This window comes from Candidatus Thermoplasmatota archaeon (assembly GCA_022848865.1).
Classification (GTDB): Archaea; Thermoplasmatota; Thermoplasmata; order RBG-16-68-12; family JAGMCJ01; genus JAGMCJ01.
The window spans coordinates 23721-48669 of record JAJISE010000001.1; the positions used below are offsets into that span (position 1 = coordinate 23721).

Below are 24949 nucleotides of genomic sequence, written 5' to 3' on the forward strand. Positions count from 1 at the left end.
ACTGATTCGCCCGCTCAGCTCTTCCACATCTTCGGATACGTCCCCGGCGACATGAAGACCCGCTGCACGTTGATGGCGACTCCGCGGTCCTTCTCGACTATCTTGCTCGATTTCAACCTTGCCTCCCCGATCGCGATGCCTTCTCCTTTCCGCGTGAACATCGCAACGATATCCCCGGACACGAATGTTGTGTCCAGTCTCGAGACCCCCGGGACAGCAAGGTCCGCCCCGTGGCACAGTGCGTCCACCGCCGAGTCCTTGACAGTAACGCGTGCGAGATGCGAGAGAAGGCTCTCCATGGGAAGTATCACTTCTCTCAGATGCGAGGAATCTCGATCCTCCTTCCAGAATACGTAAGCATCGAGAACGTCCTGCAGCGTGACGCTCTCATCCTCGGAGAATCCCGCGGACCTCGTCCTTCTCAGGTCGGCCATGTGGGCCCCCACGCCGAGGGCTTCGCCGATGTCCACGCAGAGCGTGCGGATGTAGGTCCCCGACTCGCTCCGGACCCTGAAGAGAGCATTCCTTCCCTGGAACTCGAGCGGCTCGAGCTCGTATATCCGCCTTGTCCGCCTCCTCCTCTTCACGGCCGCCCGAACCGGCGGAACCTGGTATATCTCACCCACGAAATCCTTCATGACGTCTCTGACCCTCTCCTCCTTGACATCCTGATGGAGGTGAAGGACGCCAACGTACTCCTTGTCGCCGTACAGCAACGCGCCTAGGGCCTTTGTCGCGCGGTTGAGTGCGATCGGCAGGACCCCGGTCACGCGGGGGTCGAGCGTCCCGCCGTGTCCCGCCCGCTCAGCGTCCAGCATCTTCCTGGTCCATGCGGACACCTGATGCGACGTCGGTCCCTGCGGCTTGTCCACATTGATAACCCCGGAACCCAAGAGCCGCTCCACTTCCTCGGCGGGGTCCTCTTCGCTCATATTCCCGCACATTCCTTCAGACCGTCCACGATTTGCTCCAAGACCTCCCCCGGCGTCAGGTCGGAAGAGTCTATCACGAGATCGTACGCCGAAAGGTCGTCGAGGTCGATACCGTAGATCGAGGAGTACCGCTTCCTCTCAACCTCTTCCCGCTTCTCAATGCGGCGCAGGGCCACGTCCGCGCCGACGCGGTCCCGCCCCGCAATCCGTTGGGACCTGACACCGATGTCGGCATCGATCCAGACCTTGAACGCCTGGACGCCTTCTCGTGAGAGCATCTGACCTGTAAGTCGACCGTCCGCGACGACGTTCATCCCCTGAGAGGATGTCGCCCGGATCCTGTCAAGGACCAGCGAGTCGAGCGTCTTGTCGATGCTGTCGTCCTCGAGCGCCCGCCTGCCGTACTCCTCGAGGTCCACGCCCACCTTCCTTGCCTGGCTTCGGAAGATTTCACCGGCGCAAACCAGCTCAAAACCCAGCTTCTCGGCGACCTTCCGTGCAACTGTCGTCTTGCCGCTCCCCGGTCTGCCGCCGATAGTTACGATCATCAATCCACCGCTGATTCGTCCTCCCACCCCTCGTCCTCATACTCCTCGGCCTCGAGCTTCTTCTTGTAGGAGTAGTACTTCAAAATCCTCGGCAGGAGGAGCGTGAGAGGAGAGGACAACACGGCGTAGAGGAGGACCCATTGCGGTATGAATATCACCACGGCCCTCATGTCCGCATCGTGGCTCCACGGGACCGAGAACTTCGAGCTGACGACTCCTGAGCTGATGAAACTCATGAGCCACGCGAAGATGATTATGACAGCGAACATCGTGACGGCGAGCGTCTTGAGCTGAGCCATCTGTATGCCGCTGAACTCCGCCATGGTCTCCTGGCGGACCTTTTGGAGCTTCTCGACCTTATCGCGGTTGCCGGACATCACCGTCGCCCGATACACCTTGTTGAACTCGCTCATGGCCTTCTGGGACTTCGCCACCGCGATCCAGTCCGTCGTGAAATGCCTGATCAGTATGGATATCGTTCCTGTTATGAATCCGGCGAACATCATCGACACGACGGCCAACTGCCCGTTGAATCCGATGAGCGGCTCGAGAACCAGCCCCACCATGTCCCCGAAGGCCATCCTCAGACTGGGCTGGAGCATGATCATGATGAGGAGTATCACGACCATGATCAGCAATGACCTCTTTATGCTGCTTCCACCGGAACATTGATCGTCAGCCATGCAACCATCAGAAAGAAGCCAGGGATTTAAGGGTTTTCGTGCGGCCTACCCGGAACGCGTGATGGCCTCGCTTATCGTCTTCTGGAGCTCCTGGAACCTGTCCTGCAGGGACTTCTCCTGCTTCTTCAGCCCCTCCAGCCGGATGCCGAGGGTCTCCTTGTGCTCCTCCAGCTCCTTCGCGATGGCCCCTCTGTCGTCGGCCTCCACCAGGAGCGTGCCGATGCTCTTGAAGATCGTCGCGCCCTCCTTGGCGTTCTTCAGCTCCTCGAGGGTGACGTCGATCTCGCGAAGCTTCGCCTCGTACTGGACCCTCTGAGCGGCATGGATCTGCAGTTGCTGCTGAATCTGCTGGAACTGGACCATCTGGTTCTGCAGCTCGGGTGATATCTCTTGTGCCATCCTAACCAACCTCTTCTCCTATACTCTCCGAAATCGCCGCCCATCTCAGATAGGCGTTCATGGCTGCTCTGAGAGCCCCGGTGTCGTCGGCCTCGATGATTATCTCGAGTGCATCGTCGTCACCTTCGAGCCTGACCCTGGCCCTCGGGATCTCCTTCGAGGCTTCGGGGAGCAGCGACTCCCTGATCATGGATGCGTTCGGCCCGTGCAGCGTGATCCTGGTGGACCTCATGCTATCTCGCCTTTATGACCTTCTTGACGTTCGGTCTCTCCTTGTAGAAGATCCTGGACCCGCACTTCTCACACTGGATCCCGATCGTGCTCACGTTCGAGCGGATGGGTTCCTTGCATCGAGCGCACTTGTACATCGTCACTCCTCTTCTGCTTCCTCATCAGGCTCCCCGAATACTGGCTTCTGCGTGGTCCTTCGGAAGTTGCGGGACCCCATGGGCCTGTAAGCACCGCCAGCGAACGTCGTACCGCACCTCCGGCACCGCCAGATGCCAGTATCGACCCGCTTGACGGCCTTGTGGTTGCAGCTCGGGCACAGGTGCTTCTTCACCTTCTCCCGCTCGACGTCCCGTATCCTCTTCCTTATCGTGACTCCGTAGCGGGCTCCGAACCTTCCCGAGATGCCGGTCTTCTTCGTCTTTCGCGCCATCATCCCACAACTTTGGGCCTGATCTCATCTGCCAGTCTTCTCGCTGTCTTGACCACGTGGTCGACTTCATCCAAAGTGAAACTGCCCTTTAAACCTTTTTGCATGGCTCTGATATGGCCATTCTCATCCGTGGCGATCGTCAAGCGCGCATCCGCGACCCTGTCCTCGTCCAGGGACGCGTCAAAGACGATCACGTCCCGGATCTTGGTGGCGGTGATCGATATCGGATAGTGCTCGACCTCGAGCGGGTAGTCCTCCCCGTTGATCTTGGACGCTGGAACGACAGCGTTCGTGAGCGCCGCCAGAGCTCCGAATGAGCTGGCATCGAATAGGTTGCCGCCGTAGTCCAGTACGTGGACGTCGATGAATACGATCCAGACCTTCTCACCCTCGATTATGCAAAGCTTGCCCAGATCGATCGCCTTGGACTCCCGTATCCCTCGGTCGACGACCCGAGCGAGTTCGATCGCCTTCTCTCTCGGGGGGCCCGCCTCGAACGTGGGGCTTGCCATCGGTATGAGCTCCATGGTTGTCACGATGGAGCCATCCTTGGGCCTGTCAGGGTAGGGCTCACCAAGGATCATCTTCACGCCCACGAGCACTTCTGTCTTGCCCAGATTGACGCGGGCAGAGCCTTCCGCGTTCCCAGCGTAGCCCTTCCGAACCTTGATCTCTCTGTACTCCTCGGGTGCCCTTCCGTCGACTCTCTTGCCGCTGGCGGCCATCTTGTAGATGTGATCCCTGAGGAGCTCTGAGACTGCGTCTTTCATCAAGGTCACACCCCCTCCGAGATCGCCTTGACGGCCTCGCGCGTGTCGGTCGTGACGGAGTACCTTCTCCTTAGGGCGTCCCTCTGCATTTCATTGATCCTGTGGCATGCGTCGACGGCCATCTTCAGACCACTGTCGAACTCCTCCTTCGTGATGTGCCCGTCCATCTGCAGCAGGACGACCTCGTTCGTTCGCGGGACGATCGCAATCGGCACGTCCGCCTCGCCATCATTGTCCTCTTCCTTGTTCAGGTCCAGGATCACCTGTCCATCCGCCTTGCCGAATGCGCAAGACGAGATGATGTCCCTCATGGGTATCCCAGCGTCGGCCAGGGCCACCGCGGCAACGGTGAGCGCCGTGCATCGAGTGCCGGCGTTCGCCTGCAGGACCTCCATGAAGACATCGACGGTCGCTCTGGGGAACTGCTCTCTGAGAACCACATGAGAAAAGGCCTCGGAGATCACCTTCGATATCTCGACCGATCTTCGGTCCGGTCCGGGCCTCTTCCTGTCGGAGACAGAGAACGGGGCCATGTTGTACCTGCACTGGACAAGCGCCCTTGCGGGGTCCTGTCGGTGCCTGGGATGGGCCTCTCTCGGCCCGTAAACAGCAGCAAGAACCTTGTTCTCCCCCCACTCGATATATGCACTCCCATCAGCGCGGTTGAGGACTCCAGCCTCCAGCTTGATGGGCCTAAGCTCGTCGACTCTTCTTCCGTCGACCCTGATACCCTTTTCATTCACCATTTTACCTTCTTCCATTATAATCCTCCTTACATACTGCACCTAGGCCTTCTTGGCGGTTCCTTCACGGAGCATAATTTCAATCGACTCCGTGAGACCAAGTACCTGTGCGTCTTCTTCTATTCTCCTAATCGCCTTCACGGCGAGATACATTCCATCCATAGATCCATCCAACCATATTCTTCCATTCTGACCGACAAACATTCTACACTCCGTATACTTCTTGATCAAGCCGATCATGCTTCCTTTTCTTCCAATGATCCTCGGGACCTTGGCGTGTGAGACGTCGATTATCCGCCCGCCCCTGAGCCTTCTTAGATCCCGTTCCTTCATCGTCACCTGGACCCGCTTCGCCTCGTCGACGGAGAGGACTTTGAGCAGAACGACGTCCTCGACATTGAGGAAGCGGGAAGTGTCCCCGAAATCGACCTTCCACGGCACTTCCGAGGCGTGAAGCGGGGCTGGGTAAGGGGCGTTTATGTCCACCAGCCAGTATGAAGCCGCAATGTCGGTGATCTCACCGATGACGGTATCGCCTGGTCGCGGCATGTACCTCCCGCTCAGTGGGATTATGTTGACGTGGTCCCCTCTCACCTTCTTTATTCCGAGCTGGAAAGCGTATGTCTTCTCTCCCACGCTGAACGTGCCCGGGCCGGGCTTGAGCCCAGTCCCCAAGAAATCTCCTGGTACAACTACCTCCCGTTTCGGAGGCCCATGTCCTCTCAAATTATCAGGTCCTTCTCCTCACTTAGCCTGAGGGATTTGAAATATTCAATCCCAGGAATCTTTCAACAAGTTTCCTCAGGGCTTCCTGAATCAAATCCTTTGTCGCTAGTTCGCCCTCTCAATCAACAACTCGGTTATAAAGCTTTTGCGTTCCAGCTACCCATCCTTGAGTATCTTCATTTCGACGTTCCCGCGAGTGCGCTGGTTCACCCGCTCAAGGAATTCCGTCTGCATGCCCGCGGGCATCTCGACAACGCCAATCCAAGACCCGTCCTTCTGATACTCCTCCTGAATGATGTCACCGAAGGCTTTGATGTCGCCGTAGCACCGGGGGCAGTCCTCGGCAAGAAGCTTCACCGCGACCTTGACCTTTTCGATGCTGATCGGGATGATGGGCCGGAGAGCGTCGAGGATGCTCTTCAGCTGACCATCGACGCTCTTGAACGGGTCGATGTGCACTCCTGCCTCTGACATGGCGTTCTCGATCCTCTGGGGCGGATGGGGCGTTCTCGTCTGGGGGTTGACAGCGTTGCGCGAGATGTGGTTGACAATCGCTTTTCTCTTCTCCTCGGTCATGGCCCTCCGCTGGTCCGTCGTGACCTGGATATCGCCCTTTCGCACAATCGTGCCTGCGACCTCCTCGGGGTCCTCGGTCCCGAAGATCTCCAACATCTTCTCCTCGGAGGCCCTCGCTCCTTTTTTCACATCCCGAAAGATCTTGTCTATGGCGATGTATTCGGAAACGCTCGCCTCAGGGTTGCCCCTGATCTCGTCCACGCAGTCCGGGTCGATGAGGATCTCGAACGTCTCCCCGCCCTTCTCCAATCGGGCGATAACCATTTCTTTGAGGATATCGGTGGTATGCTCCTTCTGGAAATCCCTCTTTCCCATCACTCCACTCCTAGGATGCGTTTGGAATCTTCTCGAGGTAGACGCCGACCTCGTCATCTGTGAGTCTCTTGAACTTCTCGCCTTTCTTGACGATGCCTATCTCAACGGCCTGATTGTTGAGCTTCTCTTCGGTTGACTTCGAGAGCCCTTCCAATCCGAGAATGATGGCCGCGTCCATGAGCATGTCCTCTTCGAACTTCTCCTCGAAGAGCTCCATGACGGTGTTACGGCCAGAGCCTATGCTACCGGCCTTATAGGAGACAAGTGCGCCGCTGGGGTCCGTCTCGAAGAGATGATTCCCCTGAGTGTCCACTCCCGCCACGAGAAGCGCCGTACCGAACGGCCTGACGCCTCCGTACTGAGTGTAGTTCTGCTTGTAGTCGCATATCTTCTTGACAAGAAGGTCGATCGAGATCCTCTCGTCATAGGTCACCTTGTTTATCTGGGCCACAATCCTCGCGAAGTCGACTAGAGCCCTCGCATCGGCGACGAGGCCCGAGGTGGCACAGCCCACGTGCTCGTCTATCTGGAAGATCTTCTCAACGGATGAGGGCTCCATCAGCTTGCTCGCGATCTTCTTGTCTGCCATCAGCACGATTCCGTCCTTGAACTTGAGCCCTGCGGTCGTCGTTCCACGAGTGACTGCCACCCTTGCATACTCTACCTGAAACAATCTCCCATCGGGAGAGAAGACCGTGATTGCCCGATCATAAGCCATCTGTCCTGGTTGCATAAATTCACCTTTTTACGGTTAACGCTAGTTGGTGTTATAAACTTTGTGAGATTGTCCTCACCCGCTGGCCAGGCCTTTCGCGATTGTCCTTGCCTTGCGCAGAGTCCCTGAGGTTTTGACTGTCTCCACGGTCACCTTTGCGCCCGCTACGACTGTCAGGGCATTGAGAGTGCCTATCGCCTCGTCCTTTCCCGTGTGAGCACATCTCAGTATGCCCGCTCGACCGTCGAAGTCGATGAGCTTTGGTCGGACTGAGCGGAGCGCTCCCTTCTCTCTCAATAGCAGGACGGCTGCCCGTTCGAAATCGCCGTGAGATAGCTCACTCTCTGTGTGAACACTGAAAACGATATACCTCTTCCTTCCGACCTTATCCCGGACGACCATGTGCGATCGCTGTCAAAGACCCTCTACTGGACCACGTCTATGTCGTGCTCCTCGACGGCCTGGGGACCTTCCCTGCTCAGGATCTGTTCGGACTTCACGCCCGTGATGACTATCAGCACTCTGACCGTCTTCTGCAGCGACGGATCGACGGAGCATCCCCAGATTATCTGGGCATTCGGGTTGACCTTTTCACCGATTATCCTCGCGGCACTCTCTGCCTCGGACACGGTCATGTCTGGGCTACCGATGATCCGCACAAGGGCGCCCCTCGCATGCGAAAGATCGACCTCGCCAAGAAGTGGAGACTCAAGAGCTTCGCCCACCGCGAGCGCCACCCTGTCCCGATCCTCATCGTTCTCGCCGATTCCGATCATCGCCACGCCGCCGTTCTTCATGATGGTCATCAGGTCGCTGTAATCCAGATTGACGAGCCCGGGTTTCGTGATTATCTCCGTCATCCCCTTGATGGACTCCATGAGGACCTCATCGGCGACCTTGAATGCCGCATCGATGGGCAACCTCGGAACCAGGTCAAGTAGCCTGTCGTTGTATATCACGATGGTCGTATCGCAGTGCGTTCTGAGCCTGTCGAGACCTCTCCTGGCCACTTCCAATCTCTGCTTCCCCTCGGCCTGGAAGGGCATCGTCACTATGCCCAGCGTCAAGCAGCCCTGAGCCCTCGCGAGTCTTGCCACATAGTGCGCTGATCCGGTTCCTGTGCCTCCGCCCATTCCTGCAGTGATGAAGCATATGTGTGCTCCTTTCAGGAACTGACGTAGCTCTTCCTCGTTCTCTGCCGCGGCTTGCTCACCGACCTCTGGGATGGCGCCAGCGCCAAGGCCTTTGGTCAGTCTCTTTCCTATGAGCAGCTTCTTCGGCGCGTGAATCGAGAGAAGATGTTTCGCGTCCGTGTTCAGAGCCATCAGCTGAGCTCCGACAATACCGGCCTCGTTGAGCCTGTTGATGGTATTGGACCCTCCACCACCGCAACCAAGGATCTTGATGCTTACATGAAGGGACTTCACTATCTCTTCAAGCTCTTTGTCATCTCCCGCAGGGACCGGTGCTACGATCTCCTCCGGCAATTCTTCCTCGCGCTTCTTTTCGTCTTCGTGTCTAGACAAAGCAGTATCTACAATCGACTTCATTTTTCCATCCCATCCTGCTCTGGGTGAATATGATTATGGCTATTTAAAAGTGTGGATGGCTCGGAATATGGCGTCCGTCGAGAGGGCAGTCCGAGTCCTCACGAGAAGCTCGCACCGCACGTCGGGCAGTCCGCAAGATCCTCGCGGAAGGTCTCACCGCAGCTCGCGCATTGATAGAGCACGGCCTCTTCCTCGACGAATCGAACGCCGCAGGACGTGCATCGATCGTTGTCTTGCACCTGGAACTCCCCGCACTGTGGGCAGTGGAACCCGAGCACGACCTCGTCAGAGAACTTCGCCCCGCACTCGCACGTTCCCGTATCCAGATCGAGCTCCCTCGAGCAGATGGGGCAGACGAACGTCCCGTCCTCGACGAACCTGACACCGCAGGACTCGCAGAACTGGGCGTCCTTTGGGACAAGCGAGCTGCATTCCGGACAGACCAGGGCGTTGCCTATCTCCTCGTCAGAGAAGATCGCCCCGCACTCGCACGATTCGTCCTCCACGTCGATGAAGCGACCGCAGCAGGGGCACTGATATCTGACGGCCTCTAGCTCGGTCACGAGCTTCTCCCTCAGCTCTCGGAAGGTCCCCTCGGATATCTCCCCCAACAGAAGCCTCTCCTCGAGCAGTTCGAGCTTCTCCTCGGATGTCAGCCTGAGCTTTGGGATGGGGATGTTCTCGAAGTCGACCTCGGGCTCCTCCTCGGACCTGAGCCCTGGGACCATCATGCGGTCCTCGATTCGAGCCCCGCAGTTCGGGCAGTCCTCCAGCCTCGAGGCGCAGCTCACGTGGAAGACCTTCCCGCAATCGCACTTAGTAGACGCCAGACCCTGCTTCAGGTGGCCCAGGCAGGCGCTGCACATGATGATCTCCTCTGTGTCCATCCTGAGGACCTGTGGTTTCCCGCATTGCTGGACTGGTCTGACGCTGGTGTCATTCAGACGTGTCATTCTCTCCCCCGAGGCCTGCAGAAGTCGGCGGGCCTTCCGCACGATATGTGCGTAGAATAGCGGGGCCTGGATTTTCAGTGCTCGTGCCCTACGACACCGAGCGCCTTTGAACCAGGGATCTCCGGGTTATGAGCCCGACGGGATTTCCTAGCTACCCCACCCCGCTATCGAGGGTAGAAAACATTCGAGAGAAATAAAGCTATCGTCTTGTGCTAGAAGAACTTCCGCAACCTGAACATATCCTCCAAGGACGCTTTCATCTTCAGCTTCCTCGTGGCGATGGCCTTCATCGGACCCATCTCCTTTGTCAGAAGCGCCGTGAACGTCTCGGTGCTCGCCGCGATCACGATGTCGGGAGACTCGATCTCGCCTTCACGAAGATCCGAGACGCGCGTGTCCTCGAGGACGAAGTTGTAGCCCTCGCCGTCGGTCACGTCGACCTGAATCTTCCTCGTTATCCCTTTGAGCTCCTTCTTGAGTTTCTCATCGATCTCTGCCTTCTCGTTGAACTTCCTGATCGCATCCATGAGAAGCATCTTCACCATTCCACCTCACTGGAATTCATCGAGTTTCTTCACCTTCGATTCGGCGAGCATTCTTCGTGCGGTCTCCCAGCTCCTCCGAGTATATGGCGGCAAATCCCCTTTCTCGCTTATCCACTTTTTCATGAACTCGACCGTGATGGGGTCCGCAGGATAGCCGCTCCCGGTCTCCTCGCCCAGCTCCTCCCGGATCCTCCGCATCTCCTCCTCTCTCCTCTCCTTCGCAATCACGGACGCCGCGCTGACGACCGGGTAGGCCTCATCCGCCTTGTGCTCGCTGACTATCTTGAGATCGAAATCCAACTCATTCCTCACGAGGCGTTCGAACGTCTCGCAGTTCGCGTCAGCTGAGTCCAAGTACGCGAGTTCGGGCCTCAGCTTCCTGACCACGGAGGCGAATACCCTCGCCTCGAGCTCATTGATCGTCATCAGCTTCCGCGTCTCATCGATGTCCTCGGCGGGGACGACCTGGATCTCGCATTCCGCCACCTTTAGAATCTTTCCGGCGAGCTCCTCACGCCTTCTCGGGGACAACTTCTTGGAGTCCCTCACGCCCATCTCCCGGAGCGCCTGATCATCCTCCACGAGGACACCAGCAACGACCATCGGTCCGATCACCGGACCTCGACCCGCTTCATCCACCCCGCAGATTCTAGTCATCGCCCTCACCGAAGATCTCGTCCGCGTGCTCCTGAAGACTCCTGACAACCTCATCCTCGTCGACGTTCTTCGGTCGCGAGCCCTCCATGACGATCCTCCCGTTCACGATCGTGTGGGACACGTCGCCCCCGTTGCAGGAGTAGACCAGATGTGACGGGATTCTCGACCTGAACAGCGGAGTTGACTTGGCCTTCTTCATGTCCACGACTATGATGTCGGCCTTCTTCCCGACCTCGATCGACCCGAGCGACCGCTCCATCCCCAGGGCACGGGCGCCCTCGATGGTGGCCATGTCAAGGGCCTTCTGTGCGGGCACGACCGTGGCATCCCAGCGGGACGCCTTGTGCATGAGCGAGCAGAACTTCATCTCCTCGAACATGTCGAGGCTGTTGTTCGACAGGGGGCTGTCCGTACCGAGGCTGACGGTCATCCCGTTCTCGAACATCTCGGCGAGCGGGGCGAACCCGCCCGATGCGAGCTTCATGTTGGACACGGGACAGTGGACCGCGCTGACCCCTCTTTTCGCGAGCGTCCTGATCTCGTTTATCGTGAGCCAGACGCAGTGCGCGGCGATGCCCCTTTCACTGAGGAAACCTATCTTCTCCAGCCACTCCGGCGGGCGCAGACCGTACTTCTCGACGTGGTCGTAGACCTCCTTCCTCGTCTCCGAGAGGTGGAAGTGTACGGGGACGTCCTCCCGCTCGGCGAGGTCCCTGGCACCGAGGAACGTCTCCTCAGAGCACGTGTACACGCCGTGAACCGCCACGAGAGGCCTGACCAGCTCCTCGCCCTTGAGGTCGCGTATGAAGCCCGCGCAATTCTTGAGCGGGTCTCCCTTCTGGGTCGAGATCTCCCTGTCTAGGACCACCCATCCGAGGAAGCCTCTCATCCCGGTCTGCCGGACCGCCCGGGCGACCTCGTTCTCCCAGTAGAACATGTCCAGGAAGGAGGTCGTGCCTGTCCTTATCATCTCCACGCAACCCGCCAGACTGGCGACCTGCATGTCCCTGGTCGTGATCTTGTCGTCCACCGCGAAGGCCTTCTCCAACATCTGCTCGAGATGGACGTCGTCCGCGTAGCCCCTCATGATCGTGTTCGCCACGTGGTTGTGGTTGTTTATCAGCCCGGGCATGATCACGGAGCCGCTGCAGTCGATCTCGCGGTCCGCCTCGGCGGTGACCTTCCCGACCTCGGCTATCCTGTCGTCATCGACGAGAACGTCGCCCGCGAGTATCTCCCGCTCGTCATTCTGTGTGAGAACATAGCCGCCCCTCAGCAGTATGGACATCCAATTCGCGGGAAGGAGGTGTCGCTATTTCATTTTATTGATAAGCTACTTAACCGCCCCGCCAATATCAAACAACAGGGGCAGCGGTTCCATGAGGTTCAGTCACGAACTGGAGGAGGTCCTCTCCCAGATTCCTGAAGGCCGTGTGACAACGTTCGGTGAGGTGGCGAAAGCCCTTGGGGACGTGAGAGCCTCGAGGGCGGTCTCCGACTTCCTCGCGAGGAACCGCCAACGATCCCACCGCGTTGTCAACGCCCAAGGGAAGGCGAGACCGTGGCAGATCGAGTCCCTCAAGAACGAGGGTATCGCTGTCATTGATGGGAGGATCCGCGACCTGGACCACGTGGTCTTCCGCGATTTCCGGGCCGAATGCCCGCTCAAGCTCCTCCGCAAAGAGCAGAGAGAGGTTGCGGATGGCGTGGTGCTCGAAGACGGCTTCGAGGACGTCAAGAACGTCTGCGGGTTCGACCTCGCATACGAAGATGACCGTGCCGTGTGTGCATTCGCAGTGGTCGACGTCAAGAACCTGGACGTCATCGAGAAGGATGTGGTGGTCAGGGAGATCGACTTCCCCTACATCCCGAGCTATCTGACATACAGGGAGTATCCTGCGATCAGAGCCGCATACGAGAGGGTGAGGAGCGATGTGGACGTCCTTCTGATTGACGGACATGGGTACTCGCATCCGCGAAGGGCGGGGATTGGCTGCCATGTCGGCGTGAAGCTGGGGAAGCCGACGATAGGCGTGGCCAAGAGCCTCCTCGTGGGAAAGACCAGGACCCCCTCCAAAGTGGGCGATTCCGAGCGGGTGCTGCACAATGACGAGACAATCGGATACGCGCTGAGGAGTTCGAGCTCCAAGAAACCGATCTACGTATCGCCGGGCCATCTTGTCTCATTTGAGTCGTCCGTACGGATCGTGAAGAGCCTGTGCAAGACCAGAATCCCAGAGCCGCTGAGGCAGGCGCACCTGGCCGCGACGGCGGGAAAGCGAGGATAAGCATAAGAATCTGGAGGCGATTCTCGCTGTGATGAGAGTCCTCATCTTCGGGGCGGGAGCACTCGGTAGCCTGATAGGAGCACTCCTTTCAAAGCGGAATGAGGTCACCCTCGTTGGAAGGAAGGAGCACATGTCCAGCATCCAAGCGAAAGGGCTCGGGATTTCTGGTCACACTGAGATGCTGGCCAGACCGAGTGCCGTGGAGAGCGTAGAGGATCTCTCGGGCTATGACTACGTTATCCTGACAGTGAAGTCCTACGATACGAGGAGCGCGATGAAGTCGCTGACCGAGCTGCCAGGATCGAGCACGGTCGTGACGATGCAGAACGGCCTCGGCAATCTCGAGACAATCGGGGAATACGCGAACAGCGTCATCGGCGGGACGACGAGTCACGGGGCCACGCTGAGGGGGCCAGGAGACGTTGTTCACGCGGGAACGGGAGACACCGTGGCGGGAATCTACAAGGGCGTTTCAGAGGAGAACCTCGAGTCTCTTGCGGGAGAGCTGACCGCCTGCGGGATGACGACGAACATCACCGAGAACTTGAGCGGAGAGGTCTGGGCGAAGGCGATAGTGAACGCTGGCATCAATCCGCTCACCGCCATCCTCGGAGCAAGGAACGGATATCTTCTGGACAACGCACACGTCACACGGATGCTGGAGAACGCCTGCAAGGAGGCGATCGAGGTGGCGACGACGTGTGAGATCCCGCTCCCTGAGGAGGACCTGGTGGAGAGGACGAAGAGGGTCGCGAGGATGACCGCGCAGAACATGTCGAGCATGCTGCAGGACGTCGTGAGTAAGAGGAGGACGGAGATCGGTTCCATCACGGGGGTATTCGTCAGCCGGGGGGACGACAGAGGCGTTCCGACTCCCCTCAATTCCGCACTGCTGGCAATAGTCAAGGGCATGGAGAACTCGTACGGCGTCTAGCACGTTCTCGACCGCGATAGCTTTATAAGGGGGTATTTAAATACCATCGGATAAGAGAGGCAGTTTTTCCACTGTCTGGGTAGAGGGAGGAATTCTACTGGCAAAAATAAAAATCGAGAATGTTGTTGCATCGACTTCTCTCGGAGAGGAGTTGGACCTGCAGGCGATTGCCCTGGCGCTCACCGGTTCCGAGTACGAGCCCGAGCAGTTCCCGGGTCTAATCTATAGATTGAAGGAGCCCAAGACCGCTACCCTGCTTTTCCGTAGCGGCAAGGTTGTATGCACTGGAGCGAAGAGCCTGGATGACGTTCACAAGGCCATAAGGAAAGTCGCAAAGCAGATCGAGGGCGCTGGAATCAAGGTCAATACGAAGCCAGACGTTACGGTCCAGAACATCGTGGCCTCTTCCGACCTTGAGACGGAGATCAACCTCAACGCCATCGCGATCAGCCTAGGGCTGGAGAAGGTGGAGTATGAACCCGAGCAGTTCCCAGGACTCGTGTACAGGATCGACGACCCGAAGGTCGTGGTTCTTCTTTTCGGATCTGGTAAGCTCGTCTGCACGGGGGCGAAGAAACCGGACGACGTGAAGAGAGCGGTGGAGAAGATAACCGAGGAACTCCAGGCGGCAGGCCTTCTTCACTGACCCAGTGAGATAATGCAGATCTTGGACAATCACTTCCACATCAGGGCAGCTGGCAGAAACGTGGAGGCGGCAAAGGAGTTCGAGCGGGCCGGTGGAACGCATCTGATCATCGCTCATCTTCCCCACAAGGAGCACAGGATTGAGAAGGACCGGGACCATGGACCCGCCTTCGAGCTAACGCTGTCCTTGGCGGAGGGAGTCGGGCGGGGAACGGGGTTGAGTGTCTTCGTCACGGTTGGACCCTACCCGGTGGAGCTGATACGTCTCGTGGAGCACATGCCCCTGCCCGATGCCGTCGAGATAATGAAGAGCGGTATGGAGACGGCCGCCCATCTGGTCGAGGAGAGGAGGACAATCGCCATAGGAGAGATCGGGAGACCGCACTTCCCGGTTGACTCGGAGATCCTGGAAGCCTCGAACGAGATTCTGAGCTATGGGATGAAGCTCGCGGCGGAAGTCGGATGTCCGGCCGTCCTGCACACCGAGAGCGCCACGCCAGAGGTGTTCAGGGAGCTCGCTCTGATGGCGGACGCGTCGGGCTTGGAAAGGGGGAAGGTTGTCAAGCACTTCTCCACCCCCTTTGTGGACACGGATAGGAACTCGGGGCTGTTCCCCTCCATAGTCTCAAGCCGCAGGAACATCGCGGAGGCGATCTCTCAGGGCAACAGGTTCCTGATGGAAACGGACTACCTGGATGACCTCAAGAGACCGGGCGCGGTGCTGGGTCCGGCGACTGTCCCGAAGAGGACCAAGGCCTTCCTCGGGAACGGCACGTTCACTGAAGAGGACGTTCTCAAGATCCACAAGGACAATCCAGAGCTCGTGTACGGTGAGAGGTTCGACTAGTACCTGACCTCGAAGGAGGAGAACTCTCCCTTGTAGTCCTCCCAGTGGATGTCGGCATCGGTCACCTTTCCGTACGGCTGGGAGGTCTTGCACCATTCGATCGCTTCCTCGATTGCCTCCCGAGGCCCTTCGAAAACGGACTCGACTGATCCGTCGGGAAGATTCTTCACCCATCCCACGAGACCGAGCTCTCGGGCCCTGCTCTCCGTGTTTGCCCGGAAGAAAACGCCTTGGACTCTCCCGCGAAAAACCACACGAGCCCTGGCTTCATCGACCAAACCGTCACCCTTCCAGACCCTAATGACTTCCGTTTACTAAAAGCTTTTAACAATGGCAGACCTTACTCCTGAGAGCACGATGAAGGACGTCGACATCAACGAACTCAAGGCAAAGGACATCATGTCAAGCGAGCCGGTCGTGGCCTCCCCAGAGGACAGCCTCTCCGAGGTCCTGGGTAGGATGAAGAAGCACAATGTTCACGAGGTCCCTGTCGTCCAGAAAAAGAAGCTGGTCGGGATCGTCAGCTACAACACGCTAACGAAGAGAAGGAGCCTCCCGATGAGCACGAAGGTCGAGAGGATAATGGTCGCCCCGCCCAGAATCAGGGAGACGGACTCCGTTCCAGAAGTCGCGGAGATGATGATGTCCACAGGATCGAGGGCCATTCCAGTCACGTCGAAGAGGAAGCTTCTCGGGATCATCTCGAGAATCGACCTGATAGAATCCATCCGCGGAATGAAGATGTTGTTGGATGTGGATGTGAGCGGCATCATGTCCCACTCACCGCAGTGCGTGTTGGAGACACATACGCTACACGATGCCCGTGACTTGATGAAGGACTTGGATGAGAGGTCAGTCCCCGTTTGTGAGAGCAGCGGGCATCTCGTCGGTGTTGTTGGAATCAAGGACCTCGCCTACTACTTCGCCCGAGAAAGGGAGAGCGAGACTAGAGGAGAGGTCGTTGGCGAGAAGGAGGCTCTCGAGATCGAGGTGGGCAGCCTGATGAGGACCCCTCCTATCACTGTCCCGCCAGATGCCAGGTTGTCCGAGGCTGTCGACCTGATGGTTGAGAAGGACGTATCCAGCATCCTTGTCGTGGACAATAGGGAGCCTGTGGGTATTGTCACCCAAGTGGACATCATAGAGTTCATCGCCTCATTTGGGAAGGCCGAGGAGGTCTTCGTCCAGATCACGGGGCTTGAGGAAGAACCCGAGATATACGACGCCATGTACGAGCGCATCCAGAAGACGATGGACAAGACAGGCGAGATTCTCACGCCCAAGATTCTGAACATACACGTCGCGCAACACCACTCGAAAGGGGACACGAGAAAGTACACGATGAGGGCAAGACTGGCGACCGACAGGGGGTTGTTCTACGCACGGCACTTCGACTGGAACATACACAAGACACTGGACGGTCTGATGGACCAGATCGAGGATTTCGTCAGAGAGGACAAGGAAAGACGGTTGGATGCGAGGAAGCACTCCCGCAGACTCTGAGGAAAACGCGTTAATAGTCGCGGACGGATTACGTATCGCATGGCAGATATCAAGATATCACTGGATATTGTGAGCGTGATCCTCTTCGTTGTCACAGTGCTCATCGTGATGCTGTTTCTGTACATAGCGACAAGATTGGTGACAAGGGAGGAGGTCCTGACCGCGAGCTATGCGCTCAGGCTTTTCATCACGGCCGTCATGGCTGTCGTCATCGTGCCACTTCTTGCCGGCCTCCTCACGGATGCGGTCATAGGGATCCTCGTCGCCTTTCTGGCGCTGATGATCGTGGTCAGATTCCTAATAATCTCGGAAGCAAGCCTAGGTGACGAGTGGCTGGAATCGTTCATAGTCACATTTCTGATCATCCTGTTTGTGTACATCTTCAACCTGGTGCTTGTGAAGGTCATAGGGATATCGCCCTTCATCGACATCGGTGTTTGATGATGAGCCGCTTCGAGCTGGTGTCGGGGGACATCACGCTGGAGGGAAGAATCACGGACGAGAATCCGCAGACGTCGGAGGTCGTCCTCGACAGCCTGCCAATCGAGGGCGAGGCGATCAGGTGGGGGGACGAGTTCTATTTCGCCACGGCCCTGGAGATTCCGGAGGAGAACGGTCGTCAGGACATCGAGGTCGGAGAGGTCGCCTTCTGGCCCGCTGGAAAGGCGATAGCCGTATTCTTCGGAAGGACCCCGGTCAGCGTCTCGGACAAGCCCAGAGCGTACGAGAACGTGAATGTCTTCGGCAAACTCGAAGGGGACACTGGGTCCCTGGGCAAGGTCCTGAGCGGGAATCGCATCCTCATGCGAGCGGTCTGACCAACGGTCATATGTAGAAAAGCTTATCACTCACGAATCCGATAGGTTAAAGGGGTACTGGGGGAACCGCATGAAGAAAATCGCCACGATGTCGGTGTTCGCGATACTGCTGCTTTCGTCCGCGATTGCAGTGTCGGAACCCGCAACCGAACCGAGTGCGAGACTGGAGGATCCATTGATACCACAGCCTATGCCTGACATGATCAAGATCTGGGAAGCTTACGCCAAAGGATGGGCCCAAATCACATCGGAGCCCGATCCGACGATATTTAGGGTGACCAATTCCGGAAGCTTCAAGGTCAACATAAACGAGATGATAATGCTCTTGAGCCCTCATCCTCTGGAGTCTGGAAACCCTCAGTCGACTCAGGATGGAACTCTGACAAATGGACTTGTGAGTCCTTATTCATACGAGGACTACTACTATGGCCTGAACACCATTCCACCCGGCCCAAATCAGGGCGAGAAGCCGTGGTGGTGCACGGAGGCTAATCAAGTCACACAGTCCGGAGCTACAGTAGTCCTTGGAGGAGAGATAGCGCCTTATGCGATCGAGGACCTCACCAATAATCCAAACCAGCAAACGAATTACGACGTCTGGGACTACCTTGAGGAGAATCCCACGCTCGTTGTGGGCAAAACCCCTCTGTGGAAGAGCGTCGAGGATGCAACAAACCACGACATCGCCATCACGCTTGCCGTCACCAACTTGGCAATCTACGACGGCCCCGGCGCCACGAATCCCCCGCACGCCATAAACTCAGTGATTGAGGACACTATCCCAAGGTACTACTCCTACGTTCCGGGGTCCATCGTTCCGGCACCTGACGCAGTTCTGGACAACCTAGATGGATCGCAGACAATCAGATGGAAGGTCAACGTGCCCGCAGCAGACGTCAGCGGTCACTACAATATCCAAGATCCCACGCCATACAACACTGTCGTGCTGAGCTACACGCTTGTCACTCCCAAGCTGTTCGCTGGAAGGTACTTCCTCCCGCGAGCATATGCGGATGTGGACCACGATGGGTCGGATGACTCTCATTCGGCGAAACCGCTGATCGAGGTGTATAGAGTGAACAAGCCGCCCGCCGCCACCGCGGGAGGTCCGTATGAGGTGGATGAAGGGACGGACATACTCCTGGATGCGAGCGGCAGCTCAGACCCGAACGGCGACGCACTCAAGTACCGGTGGGATCTAAACGATGATGGTGCTTGGGACACGAGTTGGTCCTCTTCTCCCATGATTACGATGATGTGCGGGGACGGCGACTACGAGACGGATGTCACGGTGGAGGCTTCCGACGGCGAGATGAGCGATGTGGACACGACGCACTACCGGTGCCTCAATGTCGCACCGATCATAGACACAATCACTCTGCAACCGTCGATGGTCGATGAAGGGCAATCATTCTCCGTCCACGTGACCTTCTACGACCCTGGATGGCTTGACACGCATACGGCCCTTATTGACTGGAATGACGTTCAGACCAGTGCACCGGCAGTCAGTGAAGAGAACCAGAAACCTGATGCAACGGGCGACTTCGTGGATTCGCATGTCTACGGAGACGACTTCGCCCTCGGAATCCAGATCACGGTCGTGGACGATGACGGGGGCTTGGACATAGTGGATGTGCCTCTGGTGGTGCGGAACGTAGATCCGACGGTTGGTAACTTCGCCTATTCTGTCACGGTGCTCGAGCCCAGGACGCAGGGATACTGGAACCATCAGTGCACCGTGATCGATCCTTACGGCGACCACCCGGGCATTACGGACGACCAGATACTCTTCATAAGCTCGAACTCCGCCCTCTTCGCGTACGTCAGTACGGGGGACGATGTCTGCACGGTGCTCGAATGGGCGTCCGAGGAGGAGATCTACTACCGGGCCCAGGGTCAGCTGATGGCCCTGTGGTTGAACACAGCGTCCGGAAAGCTGAACTTCACGACCCGAGTGAAGCTCCCGGGTCAGAACGAGACGACCCTCGGGGACATCCTTGCGTGGGCGGAAGACGTCCTCCTGAGCTCGACGAACGAGAGCGAGTTGGAGGGTGTGAAGACGGTGGCTGACGAGATCAACAACGGGAATTACATTGCGATTGGCGAGATCCTCCTTTCAGCTGACGTTCACGATCCCGGAAGCGACGACATAGTCGTCTCTGTTGACTGGGGCGATGGATCGAGCTACGCTGACACATACTTCAATGATGGTTTGGCGCCAGACCCGCCGAACAGCCCGTACGGCAGCTACCCGTTCGAAGTTCACATGAGCGCCCGTCACTCCTACTGGTCAGAGGGATCGTACAGCTTGATCATCACGGTCACGGACGATGACGGCGGTGAGACGCTCATAAACGTCACGGTGGACGTTTACGCACCCTAGCCTCGCGGAATGGCCGTTAGGTTTTTAATGCGTGTTGCCAATCCGATTTCGGAAGTTTATGGTCAAGAGGGGAGAGTGGCTCACTCGGAATGGCCTGACCGCCAAGGAGAAGATAATGCTTCATCTGAGGGAGACCCCTCAGCCGAGAGATCTCCTGGATGTGCATGCAGGACTCACGCAGGAGGGCATCGGGAGCTCCACGGGCATCCGTGTCAATCACGTTTCGAGGGCGGTCTCCCAGCTGAAGAATGAGAACCTGGTCACCGAGGCCATGGGAAGAGTGAGAGGACAGCTGAGGAAGCGAAAGGTCTACGGCTACACGGAGGACGGATACAGTCTGGCCGAGCGAGTTAGGGATGAGGTCCTGAAGAAGAAGGTGAAGATACGGAAGGGCGATGACTCCATCACGGAAGTGTCTCTCCGCAACATCGGCAAGCACGTCGGGGTTCGTCACACGCTCACGGAAGTCATCTGCAAGATGGATGACAGCGGCATAGTGGACCTGAAGGACCTAGAGATGAGACCTTCAGAGAGGAGGGAGAGGTTCTTGTCCTTTGCGGAGGGTCTTGTTCTCACAGAACCGTTCTATGGAAGAAAGAAGGAGATGGAGGAGATTGATGGCTGGGCGAAGGCGTCCGAGAACAAGATACTAGCTATCCGCGGAGCTGAGGGGATGGGCAAGTCATCGCTTGCGGCTCGTTTCTATGCCGCGTCCAAGAACCGAACGAACCTGTTCTGGTACTCCTTCAGGCAGTGGGACACGCCCGAGACGCTTCTGGGCGCTCTCTCTTCGTTCCTCGGACAACTGGGAAAACCCGGCTTGGGCGACTATCTTACTGGCGAGGCAAAAGACTTGAGGAGTGCTTTGGGCGCACTCGCAACGAGGCTCAAGGACACACCTGCCATGCTGTTCTTCGATGATATTGCCGAGATGTCCCCTGAACTGGCAACGGTGTTCTACCATGTCCTCGAGGTTGTCGAGAGGAGCTCGGATGCAAGAACGGTAGTGGTCTCCGACAACGGGGACATACCGAAGGAAAGGGAGCTCCTTGCGAGGGGGGCGCTCTACGAGATCGTCCTTGACGGACTTGACAAGGGGAGCTGCAGGAAGCTCCTCACAAGGAAGGTCGAGAAGAAGCAGTTCGAGAGGATTTTCCGATTGACGGAGGGGCATCCGCTGTCGTTCAAACTGATTTCGACAAAGGGCCTGGAAGGGCTCGAGAAGAAGAAGGACTACACGCCTGAGGAGCTCGCCGTGATAAGGTACATGAAGCTCTTCGAGGAGCCCTAGATCACCTGAGAGACCTGGAACCTGTCCTGCTTGTACTCGAGCGTGAAGAACCCTGTGTTGTGGTTCACTCCCCTGAGCTTCACGACCCTAATCCGCCGGTAGACGTCGATATCTCCGACTTTCTCCATGATTACATGAATGACCCCGTCAGCGAGATAGTCCTCGTCGTGGACCTCGCCCATCTGAGGCGATGTCTCTGTGATGACTAGCGTGGTCAGCCCTAGGTCCCTGAGCCACTCGAAGAAGTGGAAGAGCTGAATCCTCCTGTCCTTGAGCTTTGAGATGATCTCGAGGATGGGCAGAGAGTCTATTGCGAGGAGTTCGTACTTCTCAGTCTCTCTCATGTCTTCGAGGATCTTCTTCAGAACCTCCAACCAGGGGCGCTCGGTCTCTCTGCCGAACCTGGGCCTTCCCCTGACCTCGTCGATCCCTTTTCTTATCCTAGACAGGTCCTGTACCCTGAGAGTGTCCGTGACCGTCTTTGGATCCATGTTCAGACGCGACATCTGGAACTCCAAACTCTTCCTGCTCTGTTCGAGCGTGAAGTACATGCCACGAATCTTCTTCTTGGCGGCGTTGTGGAAGAGCATGCTGTACGCCAAGCTCGACTTCATGGTCCCTGGAGGACCCGAGATTAGAATCACATGGCCTTGGGGGATGCCTCCTTCGATCTCCTCATCGAGACCTTTGATGAAGGTTCTGTAGGATTTCATGCCGTCCATCAGCTAATCGTGTGCGGATATTAAACCCTTCACTCTATTAGCTCCAGGTCGCGGGTCAGCAACGCCTGCCTGGATTCCTCCAGCGCGACCAAGTTGAAGGGGATGAGGAGTTTGGACCCGGCCACGGAAATCGTATCCTTCAAGGTCTGAACGAACTTGATGACCTTGGAGAAGTCGTTCTGGACGATGAGGTACTCGAGGCCATCGAGCATCATGATCGTATCCTTGCCCTCTTCCTTCTTGAGAAACCTCTGCGCCTCAAGGACTATCGCGCCCAGGTTCGTGGGGCTTATGTTGGCCCGCCTGGAGTCTCGTGAGAGCCACAGGATCGGGGCATCTGCGACGTCGTATTTTTCGGAGACTTCGTCAGGATACGTTCTCGTGACGCACAGTCCGCTGGCTCCGTCTTTGATAGCATTCGAGAATATGCCGAAGGCCAGGTCGGGTTTCTCCCCCGCGACGAGATAGCTCGTGCCCTTCTTGAGAGTATAGTCAGAGGGCTTTCGGACCTTCTCTTCGAGGGCGGGTTCCTCTTCCTCCTTTCCCCTCCTTCGGACTAGGATGGCGGCAGCGACCACGGTCGCGATGACGATCAAGAGGATCATTAGGAGAAATGGATCGAGAACCTGCTCCCATATGTCTTGAATGGTTTCCGTAGCGAGGAAAACCTCCAGACGGGACATGGACATATTGACGGTCCTCTCGGGCTCCACGACGTCGTATCCATCCTTTCTGATCTTGATCGTTATGTTGTGCTTTGTTGGCGTGTCGGTTCCGTCGAATATCCTGTCAGTGACGGGAATCCATCTGACCCTGCCGCTCGAAGGTGTCCTCGAAGAGAAGACACTGGAGCCATCATCCAGGATCTCCACAAAGGCGTTCCCGATTGGATCCCCGGTGCCCTCGTCTGCAACCTGCACATCCAGGAAGTACTTCACGGTGAGCCGCGAAGCTGGAAGCACCTGGACCTTGCTGTCATTGAGCGTGCAGTTGAGCGCGATCACTGAGCTTCCACCTTCCAACGTGAAGTCGAAGTCCACGGAGTTGAGGATGCTCGTGTTGACTAGGTCTCCCTGCCCGTCGTTCGCCCTGACAGCGTTGTCGTTCATGAGTAGGCTGCTCTCGTTCAAGTAGAAGGTTGATGAGAAGGCATCGACGCCGTACCAGCTATTCTCAATGACAGATGATTCGATGATCGCATGCGACTGGGACTGCAGTCTGATCGCGCTACCGCCGGAGAGCGAGATGTTGATCTGGGAAGCGGAAATAGAGCTGTTGAATGCGTGGATTCCGAATGATGTCGAATTGAAGATGGTGTCTCCGTGTAGCGTGGCGCTGGAGTCGATCAGGGCCAAACCCATCATGACGTTGGAGAATGTATTGAACCTCATCTCGATGTCCGAAGCCGATGCGGATATCCCTCTGCCAACGTTGTCGAACGAGTTGAACTCAGCATTCGCAGTGGCGTTATCGAACTGGATGGCCGCTATGCTCGTATTCTCGAACGAGCTTCTCTCGATGGTTGGGCTTGCAGAGGTTATCAGCATGCCGATTGATGCGAAGCTCACGCGGGAGTGGGTGAGGCTACTGGAGGTTCCGCTGGAGGGGTTCACGATGATGCCATCCCAGTAACCCCTTGGCGGGAAGAAGCCGAATGCGGTGAAGTTCACGAAAGAATCCAGAGATCCATCGGAGACCAGCGCGCCGTCCACGGTCATGTGAGTGTCTTCGCAGAACCTCACGGTGACGCCCGCTTCAATCGTGAGCGTCAATCCCGCCTCGATTGTGATGTTCTCACAGACACCGTACGGCTCTCCAGCCAAGTCCCAGACCTCATCCACGACGACACTGAAATTGTGCCAGGTCCTCACCCTCGTGGGAAAGACCTGGAAACTGACGAACTTCGAGACAGGGTCGTCTCCCGTGTAGTTGGCGTACACGATAAAGGAATCGCCTTCGATGTCGGATTGCCAAGTGTCAAATGCAACGCCTGTGGAATTAGGGATGACAGCCGTCTCCAACACAATCGCACCCAACGGATCGATCCATGTGAAGTTAACCGGCTTGAGGATGCTCACATTGCCCGCGTAATCAAGCAAGGCGGTTGCGACAACAACCTCCGTGAGTTCGAAATAAGGGGCATTCAGCCCTAGAATCATGTCCGTCACAATGACGACGTCCCCCGCGCTCTGAACCTCAAAGTATGTAATATTGGACTGATCTGGCTGATCCACATACGTAGCATTGACAGTCCAATTGCCAACCATGTCTACAACCAACGAGTTAGTGGCATTTCCATCGACGACTGCCGAATCTAACCCTACAGCCGCTATGCTCAAGTCTGGTCTATACCAAGTGAAGCTTACATTATCAAGGTCGAACTTGTTCCCATTGTATTCCAGCACTGCTGTTGCGGTGGCGACAGACTCGTTGACGAATGTGGAACGATCCATGGACACTGTGACGTTTGTCACATCCACCGCCGCTGACACATTCACGGCATGATTGGAAAGGATGAAGAGGACCGTCAGGACTAGAAGTGCTCTGTATCTCATGCCCACACTTGGCTAATGATTGGCTAGGCTGAATATATTACTTTCGCATTGCCGGAAGGGCGAGGCTGGGCTTCTATGCCGCAATCCAGATTTCAACCGCGTGGTACGTGGCCTGGTATGTGGTATCATTCAGGATGGTTTCCAGTCCGCATTTATATACCTCCCAGGTCAATTCGTGAACTACATAAAC

General features: G+C 57.1%; 30 protein-coding genes and 1 tRNA gene. 9 read left to right on the top strand and 22 right to left on the bottom strand.

Features of this window, described 5'->3' with window-relative positions:
• Window positions 1-14: 14 nt before the first annotated feature.
• From LN415_00120 to LN415_00210, 19 genes are all read right to left on the bottom strand, one after another.
• The gene (locus LN415_00120) at window positions 15-932 is read right to left on the bottom strand and encodes an RNA-guided pseudouridylation complex pseudouridine synthase subunit Cbf5 (GenBank protein ID MCJ2555505.1); all 918 of its coding nucleotides are present in this window, start codon (window positions 930-932) and stop codon (window positions 15-17) included.
• Complete coding sequence (locus tag LN415_00125; protein ID MCJ2555506.1) at window positions 929-1480, bottom strand: cytidylate kinase family protein; 552 nt, start codon at window positions 1478-1480, stop codon at window positions 929-931. The genes LN415_00120 and LN415_00125 overlap by 4 nt, the downstream gene beginning before the upstream one ends.
• The gene (locus tag LN415_00130; GenBank protein ID MCJ2555507.1) at window positions 1480-2163 is read right to left on the bottom strand and encodes an EMC3/TMCO1 family protein; all 684 of its coding nucleotides are present in this window, start codon (window positions 2161-2163) and stop codon (window positions 1480-1482) included. Before LN415_00130 ends, LN415_00125 begins: the two co-directional genes overlap by 1 nt.
• A gap of 45 nt (window positions 2164-2208) precedes the next feature.
• Window positions 2209-2562: a prefoldin subunit beta gene (locus LN415_00135; GenBank protein ID MCJ2555508.1), complete on the bottom strand. Its 354-nt coding sequence runs from the start codon at window positions 2560-2562 to the stop codon at window positions 2209-2211.
• Window position 2563: 1 nt separating this feature from the next.
• Window positions 2564-2794 carry a hypothetical protein gene (locus tag LN415_00140; GenBank protein MCJ2555509.1) on the bottom strand — a complete coding sequence of 77 codons (231 nt, stop codon included), beginning with the start codon at window positions 2792-2794 and terminating at the stop codon, window positions 2564-2566.
• A gap of 1 nt (window position 2795) precedes the next feature.
• Window positions 2796-2930 carry a DNA-directed RNA polymerase subunit P gene (locus tag LN415_00145; GenBank protein ID MCJ2555510.1) on the bottom strand — a complete coding sequence of 45 codons (135 nt, stop codon included), beginning with the start codon at window positions 2928-2930 and terminating at the stop codon, window positions 2796-2798.
• Between the two features lie 2 nt (window positions 2931-2932).
• On the bottom strand, window positions 2933-3223 hold the full coding sequence (locus LN415_00150; protein MCJ2555511.1) for a 50S ribosomal protein L37ae: 291 nt from the start codon (window positions 3221-3223) through the stop codon (window positions 2933-2935).
• Window positions 3223-3993 carry an exosome complex protein Rrp42 gene (locus LN415_00155; protein MCJ2555512.1) on the bottom strand — a complete coding sequence of 257 codons (771 nt, stop codon included), beginning with the start codon at window positions 3991-3993 and terminating at the stop codon, window positions 3223-3225. The genes LN415_00150 and LN415_00155 overlap by 1 nt, the downstream gene beginning before the upstream one ends.
• A gap of 5 nt (window positions 3994-3998) precedes the next feature.
• Window positions 3999-4754, bottom strand: a complete 756-nt coding sequence (locus tag LN415_00160) for an exosome complex exonuclease Rrp41 (GenBank protein ID MCJ2555513.1) — start codon at window positions 4752-4754, stop codon at window positions 3999-4001.
• Between the two features lie 24 nt (window positions 4755-4778).
• Window positions 4779-5462: an exosome complex protein Rrp4 gene (locus LN415_00165; GenBank protein ID MCJ2555514.1), complete on the bottom strand. Its 684-nt coding sequence runs from the start codon at window positions 5460-5462 to the stop codon at window positions 4779-4781.
• A gap of 156 nt (window positions 5463-5618) precedes the next feature.
• Window positions 5619-6353 carry a ribosome assembly factor SBDS gene (locus LN415_00170; protein ID MCJ2555515.1) on the bottom strand — a complete coding sequence of 245 codons (735 nt, stop codon included), beginning with the start codon at window positions 6351-6353 and terminating at the stop codon, window positions 5619-5621.
• Window positions 6354-6363: 10 nt separating this feature from the next.
• Window positions 6364-7086: an archaeal proteasome endopeptidase complex subunit alpha gene (gene psmA / locus LN415_00175; GenBank protein MCJ2555516.1), complete on the bottom strand. Its 723-nt coding sequence runs from the start codon at window positions 7084-7086 to the stop codon at window positions 6364-6366.
• Between the two features lie 57 nt (window positions 7087-7143).
• The gene (locus LN415_00180; GenBank protein ID MCJ2555517.1) at window positions 7144-7470 is read right to left on the bottom strand and encodes a hypothetical protein; all 327 of its coding nucleotides are present in this window, start codon (window positions 7468-7470) and stop codon (window positions 7144-7146) included.
• Between the two features lie 23 nt (window positions 7471-7493).
• A complete protein-coding gene (gene ftsZ / locus LN415_00185) occupies window positions 7494-8618 on the bottom strand; it encodes a cell division protein FtsZ (protein ID MCJ2555518.1) in 1125 nt (374 codons plus the stop codon).
• A 98-nt stretch (window positions 8619-8716) separates the two neighbouring features.
• Complete coding sequence (locus LN415_00190; protein MCJ2555519.1) at window positions 8717-9571, bottom strand: hypothetical protein; 855 nt, start codon at window positions 9569-9571, stop codon at window positions 8717-8719.
• A 57-nt stretch (window positions 9572-9628) separates the two neighbouring features.
• Window positions 9629-9737 (bottom strand) — tRNA-Met (locus LN415_00195).
• 46 nt (window positions 9738-9783) lie between these two features.
• Entirely contained in the window at window positions 9784-10116 is a 333-nt protein-coding gene (locus LN415_00200) for an SCP2 sterol-binding domain-containing protein (protein ID MCJ2555520.1), read from the bottom strand.
• 6 nt (window positions 10117-10122) lie between these two features.
• Window positions 10123-10773, bottom strand: coding sequence for a ribonuclease HII (gene rnhB / locus LN415_00205; GenBank protein MCJ2555521.1), 651 nt, complete (start codon window positions 10771-10773; stop codon window positions 10123-10125).
• Window positions 10766-12061 carry an amidohydrolase family protein gene (locus LN415_00210; protein MCJ2555522.1) on the bottom strand — a complete coding sequence of 432 codons (1296 nt, stop codon included), beginning with the start codon at window positions 12059-12061 and terminating at the stop codon, window positions 10766-10768. Before LN415_00210 ends, rnhB begins: the two co-directional genes overlap by 8 nt.
• A 91-nt stretch (window positions 12062-12152) precedes the next feature.
• On the opposite strand from LN415_00210, the gene LN415_00215 reads away from it, so the two are divergent.
• From LN415_00215 to LN415_00230, 4 genes are all read left to right on the top strand, one after another.
• Window positions 12153-13061: an endonuclease V gene (locus LN415_00215; protein MCJ2555523.1), complete on the top strand. Its 909-nt coding sequence runs from the start codon at window positions 12153-12155 to the stop codon at window positions 13059-13061.
• 31 nt (window positions 13062-13092) lie between these two features.
• Window positions 13093-13995: a ketopantoate reductase family protein gene (locus LN415_00220; protein MCJ2555524.1), complete on the top strand. Its 903-nt coding sequence runs from the start codon at window positions 13093-13095 to the stop codon at window positions 13993-13995.
• Window positions 13996-14086: 91 nt separating this feature from the next.
• Window positions 14087-14641 carry a TATA-box-binding protein gene (locus tag LN415_00225; GenBank protein ID MCJ2555525.1) on the top strand — a complete coding sequence of 185 codons (555 nt, stop codon included), beginning with the start codon at window positions 14087-14089 and terminating at the stop codon, window positions 14639-14641.
• A gap of 12 nt (window positions 14642-14653) precedes the next feature.
• The gene (locus LN415_00230; GenBank protein MCJ2555526.1) at window positions 14654-15487 is read left to right on the top strand and encodes a TatD family hydrolase; all 834 of its coding nucleotides are present in this window, start codon (window positions 14654-14656) and stop codon (window positions 15485-15487) included.
• Here LN415_00230 and LN415_00235 read toward each other — a convergent pair.
• Window positions 15484-15765, bottom strand: coding sequence for an acylphosphatase (locus LN415_00235; GenBank protein ID MCJ2555527.1), 282 nt, complete (start codon window positions 15763-15765; stop codon window positions 15484-15486). The genes LN415_00230 and LN415_00235 overlap by 4 nt on opposite strands.
• Before the next feature lie 79 nt (window positions 15766-15844).
• Between LN415_00235 and LN415_00240 the strand changes: the two genes are divergently transcribed.
• The 5 genes from LN415_00240 to LN415_00260 all read left to right on the top strand — a co-directional run bounded on the left by LN415_00240 (window position 15845) and on the right by LN415_00260 (window position 21482).
• A complete protein-coding gene (locus LN415_00240; GenBank protein ID MCJ2555528.1) occupies window positions 15845-16990 on the top strand; it encodes a CBS domain-containing protein in 1146 nt (381 codons plus the stop codon).
• A 39-nt stretch (window positions 16991-17029) separates the two neighbouring features.
• Window positions 17030-17431 carry a hypothetical protein gene (locus tag LN415_00245; protein ID MCJ2555529.1) on the top strand — a complete coding sequence of 134 codons (402 nt, stop codon included), beginning with the start codon at window positions 17030-17032 and terminating at the stop codon, window positions 17429-17431.
• Window positions 17431-17808: a hypothetical protein gene (locus LN415_00250; protein MCJ2555530.1), complete on the top strand. Its 378-nt coding sequence runs from the start codon at window positions 17431-17433 to the stop codon at window positions 17806-17808. Before LN415_00245 ends, LN415_00250 begins: the two co-directional genes overlap by 1 nt.
• A 70-nt stretch (window positions 17809-17878) precedes the next feature.
• Window positions 17879-20191, top strand: a complete 2313-nt coding sequence (locus LN415_00255) for a PKD domain-containing protein (GenBank protein MCJ2555531.1) — start codon at window positions 17879-17881, stop codon at window positions 20189-20191.
• A gap of 58 nt (window positions 20192-20249) precedes the next feature.
• Window positions 20250-21482 carry an ATP-binding protein gene (locus LN415_00260; GenBank protein ID MCJ2555532.1) on the top strand — a complete coding sequence of 411 codons (1233 nt, stop codon included), beginning with the start codon at window positions 20250-20252 and terminating at the stop codon, window positions 21480-21482.
• Here the strand turns inward: LN415_00260 and LN415_00265 are convergent.
• Window positions 21479-22195: an AAA family ATPase gene (locus tag LN415_00265; GenBank protein ID MCJ2555533.1), complete on the bottom strand. Its 717-nt coding sequence runs from the start codon at window positions 22193-22195 to the stop codon at window positions 21479-21481. The two genes, LN415_00260 and LN415_00265, sit on opposite strands and share 4 nt — an antisense overlap.
• Window positions 22196-22233: 38 nt before the next feature.
• Window positions 22234-24759, bottom strand: a complete 2526-nt coding sequence (locus LN415_00270; protein ID MCJ2555534.1) for a DUF835 domain-containing protein — start codon at window positions 24757-24759, stop codon at window positions 22234-22236.
• Window positions 24760-24949 lie beyond the last annotated feature (190 nt).

Excerpts from the sequence above, each read along its gene's own strand:
- LN415_00120 (MCJ2555505.1), bottom strand. The coding sequence starts at position 932 with ATGAGCGAAGAGGACCCCGCCGAGGAAGTGGAGCGGCTCTTGGGTTCC.
- LN415_00125 (MCJ2555506.1), bottom strand. The coding sequence starts at position 1,480 with ATGATCGTAACTATCGGCGGCAGACCGGGGAGCGGCAAGACGACAGTT.
- LN415_00130 (MCJ2555507.1), bottom strand. The coding sequence starts at position 2,163 with ATGGCTGACGATCAATGTTCCGGTGGAAGCAGCATAAAGAGGTCATTG.
- LN415_00135 (MCJ2555508.1), bottom strand. The coding sequence starts at position 2,562 with ATGGCACAAGAGATATCACCCGAGCTGCAGAACCAGATGGTCCAGTTC.
- LN415_00140 (MCJ2555509.1), bottom strand. The coding sequence starts at position 2,794 with ATGAGGTCCACCAGGATCACGCTGCACGGGCCGAACGCATCCATGATC.
- LN415_00145 (MCJ2555510.1), bottom strand. The coding sequence starts at position 2,930 with ATGTACAAGTGCGCTCGATGCAAGGAACCCATCCGCTCGAACGTGAGC.
- LN415_00150 (MCJ2555511.1), bottom strand. The coding sequence starts at position 3,223 with ATGGCGCGAAAGACGAAGAAGACCGGCATCTCGGGAAGGTTCGGAGCC.
- LN415_00155 (MCJ2555512.1), bottom strand. The coding sequence starts at position 3,993 with ATGAAAGACGCAGTCTCAGAGCTCCTCAGGGATCACATCTACAAGATG.
- LN415_00160 (MCJ2555513.1), bottom strand. The coding sequence starts at position 4,754 with ATGGAAGAAGGTAAAATGGTGAATGAAAAGGGTATCAGGGTCGACGGA.
- LN415_00170 (MCJ2555515.1), bottom strand. The coding sequence starts at position 6,353 with ATGGGAAAGAGGGATTTCCAGAAGGAGCATACCACCGATATCCTCAAA.
- psmA (MCJ2555516.1), bottom strand. The coding sequence starts at position 7,086 with ATGCAACCAGGACAGATGGCTTATGATCGGGCAATCACGGTCTTCTCT.
- LN415_00180 (MCJ2555517.1), bottom strand. The coding sequence starts at position 7,470 with ATGGTCGTCCGGGATAAGGTCGGAAGGAAGAGGTATATCGTTTTCAGT.
- ftsZ (MCJ2555518.1), bottom strand. The coding sequence starts at position 8,618 with ATGAAGTCGATTGTAGATACTGCTTTGTCTAGACACGAAGACGAAAAG.
- LN415_00190 (MCJ2555519.1), bottom strand. The coding sequence starts at position 9,571 with ATGACACGTCTGAATGACACCAGCGTCAGACCAGTCCAGCAATGCGGG.
- LN415_00200 (MCJ2555520.1), bottom strand. The coding sequence starts at position 10,116 with ATGGTGAAGATGCTTCTCATGGATGCGATCAGGAAGTTCAACGAGAAG.
- rnhB (MCJ2555521.1), bottom strand. The coding sequence starts at position 10,773 with ATGACTAGAATCTGCGGGGTGGATGAAGCGGGTCGAGGTCCGGTGATC.
- LN415_00210 (MCJ2555522.1), bottom strand. The coding sequence starts at position 12,061 with ATGTCCATACTGCTGAGGGGCGGCTATGTTCTCACACAGAATGACGAG.
- LN415_00215 (MCJ2555523.1), top strand. The coding sequence starts at position 12,153 with ATGAGGTTCAGTCACGAACTGGAGGAGGTCCTCTCCCAGATTCCTGAA.
- LN415_00220 (MCJ2555524.1), top strand. The coding sequence starts at position 13,093 with ATGAGAGTCCTCATCTTCGGGGCGGGAGCACTCGGTAGCCTGATAGGA.
- LN415_00230 (MCJ2555526.1), top strand. The coding sequence starts at position 14,654 with ATGCAGATCTTGGACAATCACTTCCACATCAGGGCAGCTGGCAGAAAC.
- LN415_00240 (MCJ2555528.1), top strand. The coding sequence starts at position 15,845 with ATGAAGGACGTCGACATCAACGAACTCAAGGCAAAGGACATCATGTCA.
- LN415_00245 (MCJ2555529.1), top strand. The coding sequence starts at position 17,030 with ATGGCAGATATCAAGATATCACTGGATATTGTGAGCGTGATCCTCTTC.
- LN415_00250 (MCJ2555530.1), top strand. The coding sequence starts at position 17,431 with ATGATGAGCCGCTTCGAGCTGGTGTCGGGGGACATCACGCTGGAGGGA.
- LN415_00255 (MCJ2555531.1), top strand. The coding sequence starts at position 17,879 with ATGAAGAAAATCGCCACGATGTCGGTGTTCGCGATACTGCTGCTTTCG.
- LN415_00260 (MCJ2555532.1), top strand. The coding sequence starts at position 20,250 with ATGGTCAAGAGGGGAGAGTGGCTCACTCGGAATGGCCTGACCGCCAAG.
- LN415_00265 (MCJ2555533.1), bottom strand. The coding sequence starts at position 22,195 with ATGAAATCCTACAGAACCTTCATCAAAGGTCTCGATGAGGAGATCGAA.
- LN415_00270 (MCJ2555534.1), bottom strand. The coding sequence starts at position 24,759 with ATGAGATACAGAGCACTTCTAGTCCTGACGGTCCTCTTCATCCTTTCC.